Raw genomic sequence first — 14,206 nt, forward strand, 5'->3', positions numbered from 1 at the left:
GAATGATCCCACGCTCGCCGAGTCTTCGAGGGCGCCATGCCCACACTTTGATGTCAACCCCGTCGACGCCCGTCGCCATGCGGGGCTGCGTTGCACGCGTCCCGTCGACTGCTGCGTTGCACGCGTCCCGTCGACTTCGGAAGGCAAGCCACGACCGCCAAACTGAACCGCACGGCACTCGAACACGCCCGCTCCCTCGTCGGGAAGAGCCGGATCGTGCGCGACGGACGCGACGACTGGAGCGAGCACGCTTCGAGCGCCGACGACGAGAACTTAAACCGGGTGCATCGGTGCGCGGTCATCTCGCTGGAGAGCCGTGCGGCGCAGAACGACCACGACGAGATCGCCCGCGCGGCCAAGCAGCTCCCCGACCAGATCGACGACTGAAGAAACCTCCGTCACGCCAGGCGGGTCAGATCCGCGAGTGGGACTCCGGCGTCGCGCAGCCGGTCGATGCGAATGGGCGCCCGCGAAGCGAGGAGCGCTTTGATGTCGTTGTTCACATTCTTTCCCGCGACGACGCGCTCGTCTCGGATCCAGAAGGCGCTGATACGTGGCGCCGACGACATCAGGGCGGATCGCCCGGGTCGCGAGGGTAAGTGATCTGCTGTCCGTCGACCTGAGCGAAGGACGTGAGCACATGCGGTGTTGCGTTGGTTCTTGAGAAGATGTGCCTGATATTGAAGTGGCGGATGAGCAGGGCATCCGCGATGAGCGAGCGGTGGCATCGCCACGGAACCGCCTCGGCGCACATGACGACAACTACAGTGTCCTCGGCGAACGTGATCAGTTCGTTCAAGCCAGTCAAGAACGAGGGCGTTTGCATGTAATCGGCGTACGCCCGGAACGATGCATTGCGCCACCCGCCATTCAGATCCGTCCGGTTGCCATGTCGGCGGCCGCCGAGTTTCTCGTTGAGCCGGTATCCAAGGTCGACCGCCGCGAGCTCTGTCGGCAGCACGTCGATCGCGTACTGCGGATTGTGCCGCGACTTCGGGATGCTCCGCACGTCAACGACCATCTGGACGCCGTGCGCTCTCACCATCTCGACAAATTCCGGAAACGGATGCGAGGAATGGCCGACCGTGAATATCGGGTTCCCGCTCACCGCATTCCTCCAGGTGTCGCTGCCGCCTTCAGCACATCGACTGTAGTGAGTCCACACTCCCGGCCGGCGTGCATCGAGCGACGTCCCCGGCTACCCTCATCACGGCAGCTGCTCTGTCGCAACCATTGCATCTTCGCAATGAATACTACTACCATAGGGGACTGGTGCTCGGAGACTGCCGCCCGAACAGCACCTCGAAGACTAGCCGGCCGCGCGCCCGATCGCCCCGAAAGTAGACGCCCCATTGCTTCTCGCCGACTCCGGATTCTCCGGGCCGTCCATCAACGACTTCTTCCCGCCTGCACTCTTCTTCGCTGGGACACCATTCGAAGTCAACCGAGTCACCATCATCCGCCTCGTCGCCACACTCGCGATCGTGTTCGTCTTCGGTCTGGGTACGAGGCGCATGAAGGTTGTGCCCAGTCGCTGGCAAAGCATTGTCGAACTCGGGTTGGACTTCGTCCGCGTCAACATCGCTGAGGATCTGTTGGGCAAGAAGGACGGCAGACGCTTCCTGCCACTATTGACCACGATCTTCTTTATGGTTCTGTTCTTCAACCTCACGAGCATCATCCCTGGACTGAATATGGCAGGGTCGGCGGTGATCGGCGTGCCCTTGGTCCTCGCAATCGTCACTTACGGGACGTTTATCTACGCCGGCATCCAACACAGCCCGGCTGGGTTCTTTCGCAACGCGTTGTTCCCGCCGGGAGTTCCATGGCCGTTGTACATCATCGTCACGCCCATCGAGCTGATTTCTATCTTCTTAGTGCGACCGGTAACGCTCATCCTGCGTCTGATGATGAACATGGTGGTTGGGCATCTGCTACTCGTGCTGTTCTTCTCCGGCACCGAATGGTTCTTGTTCGAGTCCCAGGGGTTGTTCAAGCTGTTCAGTATCGGCACCATAACGTTCGCGTTGGCGTTCACCCTGATGGAAATCCTTGTCGCGGTACTGCAGGCGTACATCTTTGCGTTGCTTACCGGCGTCTACATCCAACTCGCGGTCGCCGACACGCATTGATATACAGATCTCCTTGTCGAGAGAGTCGTTCGTCGAGATGGTCCTCGCAAGCCTCGTCGCGGTGGCGAAAGAAACACCCAATTGACACGACTAACTTACGACGGGGTTCTTTCACACTCAGAAGCGGCGATACGGGACAGTCAGAGCGCTGCTCCAAACGCTTAGCGGGAAAGATGCGCGCGACGAGACAAGGCCAGACGACAGGATCCAGGAGCAACGAAGGAAGGCAAGAAGGAGTGAGACCTGAGGGAGGACAAGTGGAGGAGCGAATAGGACTCGACAAATAGGACACGAATCGAAGAGCATAGAGCGGATGCTAAGAGCGGATGCACGCAGGCACTTAAGTGGAACGGCCTGCGCCAGCCGCGGTTTCAATAGGCTCCCGCGTCACCACGACTGCCCCATCTCCTCGCCGTTCGACGCCGAGCGATCCGCATCGCGCAACCCTGATCCCCTGGGACAACGGTGTCTACTTGCGACTGTGCAACGTGGCGACCCGCGTCGTAACCCGAGACTATGACGGGGCCACATTCATGACCGTATGCCGATGGTCGCGGACGCCGCACTCGGCGCAGTGCTACTGAGGTTTGAGGACCCTTTCCGTCGCCCGATCTTAGCTCCCTCCCGGTGCTCCATGCCGGGCTTTCGCGGCGTATCCTCTTCCGCTGCGCTCCCCCGGTACTCCACGGTCCCGGCACTCCGCACCTTCCACTCGCTCTCGATCACCCGCCGGAAAGGCACTCAAAAACGATCGACCCTTGGGAGTGAGTGGGATGCGGGTATTCATCATCGACACCAGCAACATGGCACCGGAACTGCACGGCGGACTCATCGGCGTGGAAGGGACCTCGAACCTAACCGCTGCCGAGAAGCAGGAATGCGTCGAGACCGTTAGCCAGTACGTGATGGACGGGTGGGCGATCTCGGCCGATCCGTCCACGCCGATCGGCTGGCTCGCCGCCCTCACTGCCGAGACGGCGTGCGTGCCCTTCGTCAACCTCACCCGTCTCGCTTCACCTGAACCCGCACTGAAGTCCGCACACGCCTGAGCCACGACTGTCGACTCGGCCACGCGGCCGGGCTGTTTGGCGTGTTGTGAAGCCGGAATGCCCGGCCACGGGATGTGGTCAGGCAGTGACCCGTTTCTGCGAATTTCGGATTTGCGCGTCAAAACCGGCTGGGAAACACAACGTGTAGGTATGAGGGCACCGGTTTCAAGGACCGCACCGCGGCGCAGTTCGCCGTTGGCTGCGCGGGAAGTCTCGCCGAGCTCACAGCAGGGGTGGCCAGCACTTCACTTGTGCACTACTGCCACGGTGCGATCGAACACGCTGAGCTGCAATCGTCTCAGTCTCGGGTCGGTGGTTGGGCGGACGATGATCCCATGTTCTCTGGACACGGCTCAAGACAAGGAGAAACGGCCCGATTCCGATGAGTTTCTGGCGGGTTTCGGACATTTGGGCTGATTGCGCGCCAAAACCGGCCTGGAACCGGAAGTTCTAAGTAGAAGGAGTTTTTTCGAAAGGACAACACTGTCAAGTTTCGAGAAGCCCCAGACGAGGTAAGCGGGAGGTGAGTGCAGGTGCGAGGCGGAGTAGCCAGATGGAAGCGCGGACAGTCCTCCCACGGTGTCAAGCAAGCGGTCAACTACGCCTTCAGCGGTGTCTGTGACGCCACCCTCACTGCTAAGACCGCCGACGGGGTGATCGCCGCCGCCGGCTACGCCGACGCGGTCATGACCCGGTACATCGTCGAGAACGGCGCCATCCGCGACGACCTCCTCACCCGCGACCGGCTCAAAGCCTGGGTCGACGGACTCGACCCGCTCACCGGGGAACGCCGTGGCCGGGACCTGGAGTCCCCCGTCGCTGATCTGATTCTGGATGCGACGATCAACGCGCCGAAGTCGTTCTCGATCGCCACCATGCTCGACCCCGACCTGGCCGCCGCCTACGAAGACCTCCAAGATCGGCTCCGCGACCGGATCATCAAGCTCTGGCAAACGGAGCTCAACGCCCGCCGCGGCAAAGGCGGCGCCATCCGCGAAGACCTTGCCCGGATCGAAGTCGCCGAACTCCGGCATGAGCGCTCCCGCTCCCTGGATCCGCACAAGCACCGCCACCTCTGGCTGAATGTCAAAGTCCAAGGCGTCGACGACAAGTGGTCCAATATCGACACTCGGGTCGCGTTGCGGTTCCAGAACGTGATCAACGCCGAAGGCGACCTCGCCTCCCGCACCGACCCCTCCTGGATCAGTGCTCTCGCCGCCAAAGGGTTCACCCTCAATCAGGACGGGGAAATCGCCCAGCTGCGGCACTTGGTGCGGCCGTTGTCTAAGCGGTCCGCTCAGATCGAAGCCAACAAGATCGTCCGCACGGCGTGGTGGAGGCAAGAGCACCCCGGACAGGAACCGTCCCACGATGTGTTGAACCAGATCGACCGTTGGGCGTGGGCCGCCGGCCGACCCAACAAGCCCGATGATCTGGACGAAGATGATTGGGCGGAGCTGATCCGGCGGGAGCTAACGGCGGCGGACCCGACGCTGGGTCAGGAGCGTGCCCCAGCGCCCATTGCTGCTCTCCCGATCGAGGACCTGGACCTGCAGCTTCTAGCGGCCCGTGCAATCGTTGACGCGGATGCCCGGTCAACCGGCACGGGTGGGCGTTTCAGCGACATGGACATCCGCGCCGGCGCCATTCGCGCGATGGCAGCCTCTGGCGTTCTGGCGGAGCGCGGTGAGATTGCATCAACTGTTGATGCGATAGCCGAAGCAGCCGCTCGCACCTACACGGTGACATTGCTGAACGAGCCAGAGCCGCCAAAGCATGTCAAGCACCGGATGGCAACCGCGACCGTCATCGTGAAGACCGCTCTCGCGAACCGGATCGACGCGATGGCGGCACCTGGAGATGCCGTCTCGACTGGCGAGATCACGGCGATAGCCCACGCGCTCGACCCGGAGCGTGCCCTCGATGACGACCAGACCGACGGTGCCGCCGCACTCGCCGGTACAGCCTCGATCGTCTCCATCACCGGCGCAGCGGGAACGGGAAAGACCACCATGCTCAAGGTCGCCGGGGCGGCGCTTCGCCGGCGAGGTCGCAACCTGATCATCGTCGCTCCCACTAAGAAGGCCTCCACCGTCGCCGGACGAGAAACAAACAGCAGCGCCTCCTCCCTCCACCAACTCCTCTACGACTACGGATGGCGCTGGACAACGAGCTCCTCCGGCGGCGCCGAGTGGACGCGACTGCTCCCCGGGTCAGTCGACGCCACGACAGGTGCCGAGTATCGCGGTCCCCGAATCCCGATACGGCCGGGCGACCGGATCGTCGTCGACGAAGCTGGCATGCTCGACCTCGAAGCGGCCAACGCCCTCATGGATGTCGTCGAGCGCACCCGGTCGACCATCGCGGTAGTCGGTGACGACTACCAAGCCCTCCCCGTTGGACACTCCGGCGCCATGGCGTTGTTCCGATCGGCATCGGTCGGGCGGATCGAACTCTCGAACATCCACCGGTTCCGCGACCCCGACTGGGCCGACCTCACTTTGCGACTCCGCGACGCCGACGGCGCTGAAGAAGGCCGGCGGATCGCTGAGGAGCTGATCGACACCGGACACGCCACGTCCGTCACCACCGAGCTCGAAGCCCAGCAAAGAATGGTCGATGGCTGGTTCGATGCGGCCCGGCACGGGCAGACGATCGCCCTCGTCACCGCCACTCACGCCGAAGCACAGCAAATCAACGACAGCATCCAGACGCAGCGCCTCGCGTCCGGTGAACTAACTGCCAAACGCCACGTGCTTGGTCAGTCCGACCAACCATGTTTCGTGGGAGACGTCGTCCAGACCCGACGCAACGACAGCGCACGCGGAGTGGAAAACCGTCAAACCTGGACCATCAAGAGCATCACCAAAGACCACGTGCTCCTGGCCAGCCTCACCGACTCGTCCCACCTGAGGAAAATTACGCATGAGTACGCGGGCTCGCACTTGCACCTCGGCTACGCCAGCACCGTATACGGCGTCCAGGGAGAGACCACTGAGCGATCCATCGTCGGCCCCGGAGTCGACGCAGCCGGACTCTACGTCGGCCTCACCCGTGGCCGAGGGCGAAACGAAGCCATCGTCGTCGCAGGAACGAAACGCGCCGCAATTGCCGAACTGGCCGACGTCATGCAGCGTCAACCGCGAGAAGAGACGCTCGTGAAGTCGCAGATCGCCGCCCGCCGCGAACTCGCCCACGCATCCCACGCCGACCCAACCCGGCTTTCGGCCACGAACGAAGCCTCCTCGCTGTCCCTGGGTGCCTGACCTGACCGCACCGCTACCCTGACACCAAGCCCGAGGCCAAGATGTTGAGCCCGGGCGGCTCGCGGCTGCCAACGTCGCGTCGACCGCGTGGTACCAGAGGACCGCTACGCCAAGCTCGTCTGCCCGCCGCTGTGCCGCCGGCCGTACGCCCCCGCGCACGAAGATCAACGCCTGCCGGCCATCGGAGGCGGCAAGCCGCGAAGCACTCTCAACGGCATCGAGATCCACATTTCCCCGTCGATTGTCGACCCATACGAGATAGCGAGAACTGTAGAGATCGCAGAGCTGCCGGGCAGGATCTTGCGCTGCGACGGTGTCTACCGCGCCCAGGTAAATCATCCACTGGCGGCACAACTTGACCGCTTCATCGGCTGAGACACCAAACGGCCTCGGCGCCGGAGGCTCACGTTCCACCCCACCAGTCTGCCCGACGCCACGGTCGCTCGACGTCTCGAAGAGATGGCTAACAGCCAGCATCCCGTCCGCAGACGATCTCGACGTCGACCACGGACCTGGCCTGCTCAATCACCTCGGCTACTGCTGGAAACACCTCCGCACGCCACCGGAGCCCGTCAAGAGTTGACGGTTTCTGTCCTCCATATTGAGGACACAACTCATCCAGCCGTAGAGTGTTGCCCACCCAGGGATGCCCGGCCTACGTGGAAACGCATTCATCTCGGATACGTCTCTACCCGACACGATCGGCCGGCATCTCCAGGGCGCATCGCCCGTGCGCAATTCGGCTGGGTCCTACTTTGGTGGCATGCCAGAGGACCCGCGGCGACTCACCAGGGATGCGATCTTCCGCTCACCGAGCGGTCCGATGTCTCGTCGGGTCGATCTCATTGACGGTCGCTGCCTCGGCTTGTCGATCTCCCCACAACCGGACGATCCCGCGTGCGAGATCGCTGCATCCTCGCGCTGAACGATCCGGTCCGGTCCATCTACCACTGATAAGGCCGGCTCCCCGCGGGATCCCACTGGATGAGAACCACCATTCGGTCTAAAGTTTGTATTGAAATCCTAATTCGGGTTTTCGCGTATTCAAAACAAAGGGAAAAGCGGCCGCTATGTACCTGCAGCGCAGCTACTCGGGGAGCTCACATTAACGTTCGAGCGCGACGATTTCGTCGCGCTCATAACTCGCTCCGCGGATCAAGGAATGTCACCAGAAGCGTACGTGGAATCACTAGTGCGAGACGCCTATCGGCATCCGTTGATCACACGCGAAGGCAAGGACCCGGGGGCCCGTACGACAGCCTGAGTCGCGACGCCCTCAGGCCTCCGACGACCGCGACGGACCGTCAACCTGGCAGTGATTTCGTTCGAGGAATGAGGCTGCGAGCCTCTTCGACCGTCTCGAGCGTCCGCTCCAAAGGAAACGGCCTCGGCAGGTCAACACTTGCTCGATCATTTCCGTCACGCAGGAGCAGAACTTCACCGGGGACGCGGCCTTCATCAAATGTGTGACCGACCCGGGGCAGGAAGGTGCTCGAGGCCGCGGGGCTTTAGAAAGCCAAAACACGGCGCGGATTTCGCGAGGACTGACACCGGGACATCCGAAGCGAGTAAACAGTGAGTTTGGCCAAAAACCATTTGACGGGTAGTCCGGGCCGAAGCCTTAGTTCCGTCTGACACGATGAGGCTGGCATCGTCTCATGAATCAGCCCTCTCGAGGGCGAATATGCAGGCGTATTTTGATCACATGTCCGAAGATCGTCGACGCTTGACGAGGGATGCCGTCTTCCGCGCTCCCAGCGGCGCGATCTATCGGCGGGTTGAACTCGTGGAAGGTCGCTTGCCAGTGTTCGTTGACCTCCCGGTCACCGGACGCGCGGGAACTCGAGACCGGTACTTCCTCGCAGTGAACGATCCGATCCGACCCGTGGATCGCCTTCAGGCGCAGCTGCCCCCGAAGCGTCAATGTGACGCGAGAGTCTTCCGATCCGCTAGCACTCGCTCTATGGCCAGCTCTACAATTCCGGCGGATGTTGAAGTCGGGGTGAGCAACGGCGCGGCCACGATGTCAGCGCCCGCCTGCTCGGCCAACGTCCAGAAGTATCCCGGCGCAAGAAGGTAAGTCGCAAGGACAACCCGGGTACCGGGTGCGTACATACGTGCCATCGCAACTGCAGCGGGCAGCGACGGGGACGCGGCCGAGATGAATCCGATGGAGACGGGCCGCTCCAGACGAGCGCTTAGGAGCGCTGACGTGCGGTGGCAGTCGGCGACCGCTCTCCAATCCGACGAGCCGGCTGCCGCGAGCACGACTGCGTCGCCAGGCCGGTATCCGGCCTCCGCCAGCCGATCGGCCAACACCTCGACCAAGCGGGCGTCCGGGCCCAGCGCCGCGGTCACCGTGGTCGGAACTGGGGCTTTTGTAGCTGATTCCGCAAGATCCACGTAGACGTGATAGCCGGCCGAAAGCAGTAGCGGCACGATGACAGCGTTATTGGCTCCTTCGATTCGAGCAGCTTCGGCCAACGCTGTCTGGACGTCGGGCTGCTCGACGTCGACGTGGCAGCCGATGACCCTCACGGGGAGCGCCGCGGCGACCGCGTCGACGAGGCGCCGCACAGCCACGCGGCCTTCCGGCGAGGAGGTGCCGTGCGAGGCGGCCAGGACCACCTCCGTCACCGGCCCTCCAGCTCGATCTCGATGAAACCGCCCACGATCCGGGTGCGGAACGTGCGGAGGGCGAGCGACGGGTCCGTAAAGCACTCGCCGGTGCCGAGGTCGTACACCTCTTTGTGGAGCGGGGACGCGACGGTCGGCCGGTCGCCGTGCGAGCCGACGATACCCCGCGCCATCACGGGTGCGCCGCCGGCGGGGTCCTCGTGTGCCACGGCGTAGACCTCCCGCGGCGAGAGGAGGAACACGGCGATCTGGCGCATCCGCAGCAGCACCGCTTCGCCCCAGGACGGTTCCAGATCATCGAGGCGGCAGGCGCGCACCCACTTGCCGGGCTCGAGGTGCGTTCGCTCGTTCGGCTGCGTGATCGTCATGCTCCCACGGTAGGAAGCGGATGTTTCCGCAGCCGTCGCCGCGTGTAACGTCCGCGTGAATCCGGGCTCACATCTCCGCGGCCGCTCTGTGCGAACCGTGTTAACGCGGGGTTACACGGCCGAAACGGTCGGGAAACCCCGTCCTCCTACGCTTGAAAGGCACCGGCGAGGACCGACCCGACCGGTGCGGCGGCAGCCGCTGCGAACGTGGAAGGGGCCCGGATGACGAGCCGACGCACCGTGATCGTAGGAGGCGGCCCGGCCGCCCACCGGCTGGTGGACGCCCTGGTGTCCCGCCGCGGCGAGGAGGTCGCGCCCCGGTCGATCGTCGTCCTCGCGGAGGAGCCGTACCTCCCGTACGACCGCGTGCAGCTGAGCAAGCGCCTCGCCGACGGAACCGTCGACCTCACCCTGGAACCCGCCTCCCACTGTGAGGACGCCGGCGTGGAACTGCGGGTCGGCGAGGCGGCGACCGTGGTCGACCGCGCGGCCAAGACGGTCACGACGTCCACCGGCGCGGTCCTGACGTACGACGACCTCGTGCTCGCCACCGGATCCTCCGCACCCGTCCCCGACATCCCCGGCGCCGCCGCGTGCCGCGTCTACCGCACCATCGACGACGTCGACGCGCTCGTCGCGGAGGTCGCCGAGCTGCACGAGCGGCTCGGCCGCGCTCCCCGCGTCGCCGTCGCCGGCGGCGGCCTGCTCGGCCTGGAAGCCGCGGGCGGGGTCGCAGCGCTCGGCGCGGAGGCGGTCGTCATCCACTCGGGCGGCTGGCTGATGTCTGCGCAGCTCGACGAGGGCGCCGGCCAGGCGCTGGGCCGGCTGATCTCGGCCCGCGGCGTCGACCTCCACCTCGGCACCCGTCCCCGCGAGATCGTGCTCGGCGACAGTGGCCTCCCGGAGTCGGTGCGCTGCACCGACGGCCGGAGCGTCCCGGCCGACATCGTCGTGTTCGCCATCGGCATCCGCGCCCGCGACGAGCTGGCCCGGGAGGCCGGCCTCGACACCGTCGAGCGCGGCGGCGTCGTCGTCGACGAGGCGTGCCGCACCTCCGACCCGGCGATCTGGGCGATCGGGGAGGTCGCGGCCATCGACGGCCGCACGGTCGGGCTCGTCGCCCCCGCCAACGCGATGGCGGAGACGGTCGCCGACCGGCTGCTCGGCGGCGACGCCGCCTTCACCACCGTGGACGACGCGACCAAGCTCAAGCTCTCCGGTGTGGACGTCGCGAGCTTCGGTGACGCGTTCGCCCGCGAGCCCGGCGCCCTGGAGATCGTCTACGCCGACCCGGCTCGCGGCCTCTACCAGAAGCTCGTCGTCAGCGACGACGCCAAGACCCTGCTCGGCGGGGTGTTCGTCGGAGACGCAGCACCCTACGTCGGGCTGCGCCCACTGCTCGGGCGTGAGCTCGACGCCGAGCCCGCCGCCTACCTCTCGGCCGCCGGGGCCGAGCCTCCCGCCGGCGGCGCGCTGCCCGACGACGCGTACGTCTGCTCGTGCAACAACGTGACGGCCGGGACGGTGCGCGGCGCGGTCGCCGACGGCTGTCACGACCTCGGCGAACTGAAGTCGTGCACCCGCGCCGGCACCCAGTGCGGCTCGTGCGTTCCCCTGGTCAAGAAGCTGCTGGAGGCCGAGCTCACCGCCTCCGGCGCGACGGTGTCGCACGCGCTGTGCGAGCACTTCGAGCTCTCGCGCCAGGAGCTCTTCGAGTCCATCCGGGTGCTGGAGCTGACGAGCTGGGAGGAGACCATCGGCCGGCTCGGCACCGGCCGCGGCTGCGACATCTGCAAGCCCGCCGTCGGGTCCATCCTCGCCAGCCAGCACAGCGCCTACCCGCTCGACGGAGGCCGCGGCCCGCTGCAGGACACCAACGACCGTGCCCTCGCGAACATGCAGAAGGACGGCACCTACTCGGTCGTCCCGCGCATCCCCGGCGGCGAGATCACGCCGCAGAAGCTCGCGGTGATCGCCCAGGTCGCGACCGACTTCGGGCTCTACACCAAGATCACCGGCGGCCAGCGCATCGACATGTTCGGCGCCCGCCTCGACCAGCTTCCCGACATTTGGACGCGATTGGTCGACGCCGGCTTCGAGTCGGGCCAGGCGTACGGCAAGGCGCTGCGCAATGTGAAGAGCTGCGTCGGTTCCACCTGGTGCCGCTACGGGGTGCAGGACTCGGTCGGGATGGCCGTCGCTCTCGAACTGCGCTACCGCGGCCTCCGGGCGCCGCACAAGTTCAAGTTCGGCGTCTCGGGCTGCGCGCGCGAGTGCGCGGAGGCCCGCGGCAAGGACGTCGGCGTGATCGCGACCGACAAAGGCTGGAACCTCTACGTCGGCGGCAACGGCGGCTTCCAACCCGCCCACGCGCAGCTGCTCGCCTCCGACCTCGACGACGAGACCCTGGTGCGCTATATCGACCGCTACCTCATGTACTACATCCGCACCGCCGACCGCCTGCAGCGCACAGCCCGGTGGATGGAGGACCTCGACGGCGGCGTCGACCACGTGCGCGAGGTCGTCGTGGAGGACTCCCTCGGTCTCGGCGCCGAGCTGGAGGCCGCGATGGCCAAGCACATCGACACCTATGAGGACGAGTGGGCGGCGACGCTGCGCGACCCGGAGCGGCTGCGCCGGTTCCGGTCGTTCGTCAACGCGCCGACCGAACCCGACCCGTCGATCGCGCGGGTCGAGGAGCGCGGGCAGCTGCGCCCGGCCACGGCCGAGGAGCGCGCCGCGGGCGCTGTGCTCGTGGCGGGGACCACCATCCCGGTCCGCTCCGCGGCGACCGCCACGAACGATGGAGGCATCGGATGACCGACTCTTACCGCACCGGATCCGTCACCCTGGTGGGCGGCGGCCCCGGCGACCCTGACCTCCTCACGGTCGCGGCCGTCCGCGCGCTCGCGGCGGCCGACGTCGTGCTCTACGACCGCCTCGCCCCGCACGAGGCGCTCGCCGAGCTCGCGCCCGGCGCCGAGCTCATCGACGTGGGCAAGCGGCCCGGCCACCACCCCATCCCGCAGGACGAGATCGAGCGGCTGCTGGTCGCCCACGCCCTGGAGGGGTCGACGGTGGTCCGGTTGAAGGGCGGCGACCCGTTCGTCTTCGGGCGCGGCGGGGAGGAGGTCGAGGCCTGCCGGCGCGCCGGCGTGCCTGTGAGCATCATCGCCGGGGTCACCAGCGCGGTCGCCGTCCCGGCCGCGGCCGGGATCCCGGTCACGCACCGCAGGGCCTCCCGGCTGTTCACGGTCGTCTCGGGGCACGCGCCGCTCTCCCCTGCCGAACTCGAGCACCTGGCCGGGCTCGGCGGCACGATCGTCATCCTCATGGGGATCACCAACCTCCCGTCGATCACCGCGGGGCTGGCACGCTTCGGGATGGACCCGGACATGCCCGTCGCGATCGTCGAGCAGGGCTACACGGCCCGGCAGCGCACCACGTTCGGAGAGCTCCGCACGATCCTGACGGAGTCGGCGCAGGCCGGGGTCGGGTCGCCCGCCGTGGTGGTCATCGGCGAGGTGGTGCGGCTGGCGCGCGGCGGCGACGCGGACGCGACAGCGGCGCTGGCCGACGCCGCCGCGGTGAGCGGAGGCTGACATGAGCGACGAACGCGTCGCGGCCTTCCGTCCCGACCAGCTGACCGGGTTCCGGATCGGCGTGACCAGCGACCGCCGCTCGGCCGACCTCATCGACGCCTTCGAGCGCCGCGGCGCCGCGGTGCTGCACGCGCCGACCGTGCACATGCAGCACGCCGAGGACGACGCCCCCGTCATCGCGGACACCGAGCGCATCATCGCCGCTGCGCCCGACGTGCTGCTCGCCACGACGAGCTACGGGATGCGGCGCTGGTTCGAGGTCGCCGACTCGGCCGGGCTGGGCGAGGAGCTGCAGCGGGCGCTCGCGGCGTCGACGATCCTGGTGCGCGGGCCGAAGGCGCGCGGGGCCGTGCGGGCGGCCGGACTCGACGACTCGGGGATGTCGGACGAGGAGACCACGGCCTCCCTCGTCTCGAAGGTCATCGCGGACTTCCCGCCCGGCATCACCGTCGCCATCCAGCTGCACGGCCAGACCGATGTGGGTCAGCTGCAGCGGCTCCAGGAGGCCGGCGACCGCGTGATCACCGTCGCGCCGTACACCTGGTCGGTGGCCGAGGACGACGACGAGCGCGCCACCCGGCTGGTCGAGGCGATCGCCTCCCGGCAACTCGACTGCGTGACCTTCACGAGCGCACCCGCTGTGGACGGCCTCCTCATCGCCGCCCTCGCGCGCGGCCGGCACGCCGAGGTGGTCGAGGCGTTCCGGTCGGACGTGGTCGCCGCGAGCGTCGGGCCGGTCACCTCCGCTCCGCTCGTGAGCGCTGGGATCGAGCCGCTGCAGCCGGACCGGTTCCGGATGGGCGCGCTCATCCGGCTGGTGTGCGAGCAGCTGGAGGCCGAGTCGACCCGGCGGGTCAGCACCCGGCACGGGGAGGTCGAGCTGCGCGGGAGCGTCGCGGTCGTGGCGGGGACGCCGGTGCGACTGACCCCGACCTCGCTCTCGCTCTTCCGGGCGCTCGTCGCCGCGAATGGAGCCGTCGTATCCCGTCGCGAGCTGTCGGTCGCGTTGGACGGCGGTTGCGATGAACACGCGATGGAGGTGTCACTGAGCCGGCTCCGCCAGAGCCTGGCGACGCCGGGGCTCGTCGCCACCGTCGTGAAGCGCGGCTACCGCCTCGACGTGTGAGGGCTCGGTCGGGTTCGTCCGGAGAT

General features: G+C 66.6%; 11 protein-coding genes. 8 read left to right on the top strand and 3 right to left on the bottom strand.

What is annotated here, in order from left to right; all coding sequences use genetic code 11:
- Window positions 1–216 precede the first annotated feature (216 nt).
- Window positions 217–387, top strand: a complete 171-nt coding sequence (locus ACQ86L_RS09200) for a hypothetical protein (RefSeq protein ID WP_434318609.1) — start codon at window positions 217–219, stop codon at window positions 385–387.
- Between the two features lie 181 nt (window positions 388–568).
- Here the strand turns inward: ACQ86L_RS09200 and ACQ86L_RS09205 are convergent, their stop codons facing one another.
- Complete coding sequence (locus ACQ86L_RS09205) at window positions 569–1,108, bottom strand: DUF488 domain-containing protein (RefSeq protein ID WP_434318610.1); 540 nt, start codon at window positions 1,106–1,108, stop codon at window positions 569–571.
- Between the two features lie 244 nt (window positions 1,109–1,352).
- Here ACQ86L_RS09205 and atpB point away from each other — a divergent pair, with 244 nt between their 5' ends.
- The 4 genes from atpB (at window position 1,353) to ACQ86L_RS09225 (ending at window position 6,822) form a co-directional block, all read left to right on the top strand.
- On the top strand, window positions 1,353–2,132 hold the full coding sequence (gene atpB / locus ACQ86L_RS09210; RefSeq protein WP_434318611.1) for a F0F1 ATP synthase subunit A: 780 nt from the start codon (window positions 1,353–1,355) through the stop codon (window positions 2,130–2,132).
- A 773-nt stretch (window positions 2,133–2,905) separates the two neighbouring features.
- Window positions 2,906–3,181 (top strand): hypothetical protein, encoded by a 276-nt coding sequence (locus ACQ86L_RS09215; protein ID WP_434318612.1) that lies wholly within the window; start codon window positions 2,906–2,908, stop codon window positions 3,179–3,181.
- A gap of 653 nt (window positions 3,182–3,834) precedes the next feature.
- On the top strand, window positions 3,835–6,447 hold the full coding sequence (locus ACQ86L_RS09220) for an AAA family ATPase (protein ID WP_434318613.1): 2,613 nt from the start codon (window positions 3,835–3,837) through the stop codon (window positions 6,445–6,447).
- Between the two features lie 87 nt (window positions 6,448–6,534).
- Complete coding sequence (locus ACQ86L_RS09225; RefSeq protein ID WP_434318614.1) at window positions 6,535–6,822, top strand: hypothetical protein; 288 nt, start codon at window positions 6,535–6,537, stop codon at window positions 6,820–6,822.
- Window positions 6,823–8,367: 1,545 nt separating this feature from the next.
- On the opposite strand, the gene ACQ86L_RS09230 is transcribed toward ACQ86L_RS09225, so the two are convergent.
- Window positions 8,368–9,084: a sirohydrochlorin chelatase gene (locus tag ACQ86L_RS09230; protein WP_434318615.1), complete on the bottom strand. Its 717-nt coding sequence runs from the start codon at window positions 9,082–9,084 to the stop codon at window positions 8,368–8,370.
- Window positions 9,081–9,452 (bottom strand): nitrite reductase small subunit NirD, encoded by a 372-nt coding sequence (gene nirD, locus ACQ86L_RS09235; RefSeq protein WP_434318616.1) that lies wholly within the window; start codon window positions 9,450–9,452, stop codon window positions 9,081–9,083. Before nirD ends, ACQ86L_RS09230 begins: the two co-directional genes overlap by 4 nt.
- A gap of 222 nt (window positions 9,453–9,674) precedes the next feature.
- On the opposite strand from nirD, the gene nirB reads away from it, so the two are divergent.
- From nirB to ACQ86L_RS09250, 3 genes are read left to right on the top strand one after another with little or no spacing between them, the layout of a single operon-like run.
- Entirely contained in the window at window positions 9,675–12,272 is a 2,598-nt protein-coding gene (gene nirB, locus ACQ86L_RS09240) for a nitrite reductase large subunit NirB (protein WP_434318617.1), read from the top strand.
- Window positions 12,269–13,054 carry a uroporphyrinogen-III C-methyltransferase gene (gene cobA, locus ACQ86L_RS09245; protein ID WP_434318618.1) on the top strand — a complete coding sequence of 262 codons (786 nt, stop codon included), beginning with the start codon at window positions 12,269–12,271 and terminating at the stop codon, window positions 13,052–13,054. The genes nirB and cobA overlap by 4 nt, the downstream gene beginning before the upstream one ends.
- 1 nt (window position 13,055) lies before the next feature.
- Entirely contained in the window at window positions 13,056–14,180 is a 1,125-nt protein-coding gene (locus ACQ86L_RS09250; protein ID WP_434318619.1) for a uroporphyrinogen-III synthase, read from the top strand.
- Window positions 14,181–14,206: the final 26 nt, after the last annotated feature.

This window comes from Leifsonia sp. P73, from assembly GCF_051059105.1.
Taxonomy (GTDB): domain Bacteria; phylum Actinomycetota; class Actinomycetes; order Actinomycetales; family Microbacteriaceae; genus Leifsonia.

Coding starts and splice junctions, on each gene's coding strand:
- ACQ86L_RS09215 (WP_434318612.1), top strand. CDS start 2,906: ATGCGGGTATTCATCATCGACACCAGCAACATGGCACCGGAACTGCAC.
- nirD (WP_434318616.1), bottom strand. CDS start 9,452: ATGACGATCACGCAGCCGAACGAGCGAACGCACCTCGAGCCCGGCAAG.
- nirB (WP_434318617.1), top strand. CDS start 9,675: ATGACGAGCCGACGCACCGTGATCGTAGGAGGCGGCCCGGCCGCCCAC.
- cobA (WP_434318618.1), top strand. CDS start 12,269: ATGACCGACTCTTACCGCACCGGATCCGTCACCCTGGTGGGCGGCGGC.
- ACQ86L_RS09250 (WP_434318619.1), top strand. CDS start 13,056: ATGAGCGACGAACGCGTCGCGGCCTTCCGTCCCGACCAGCTGACCGGG.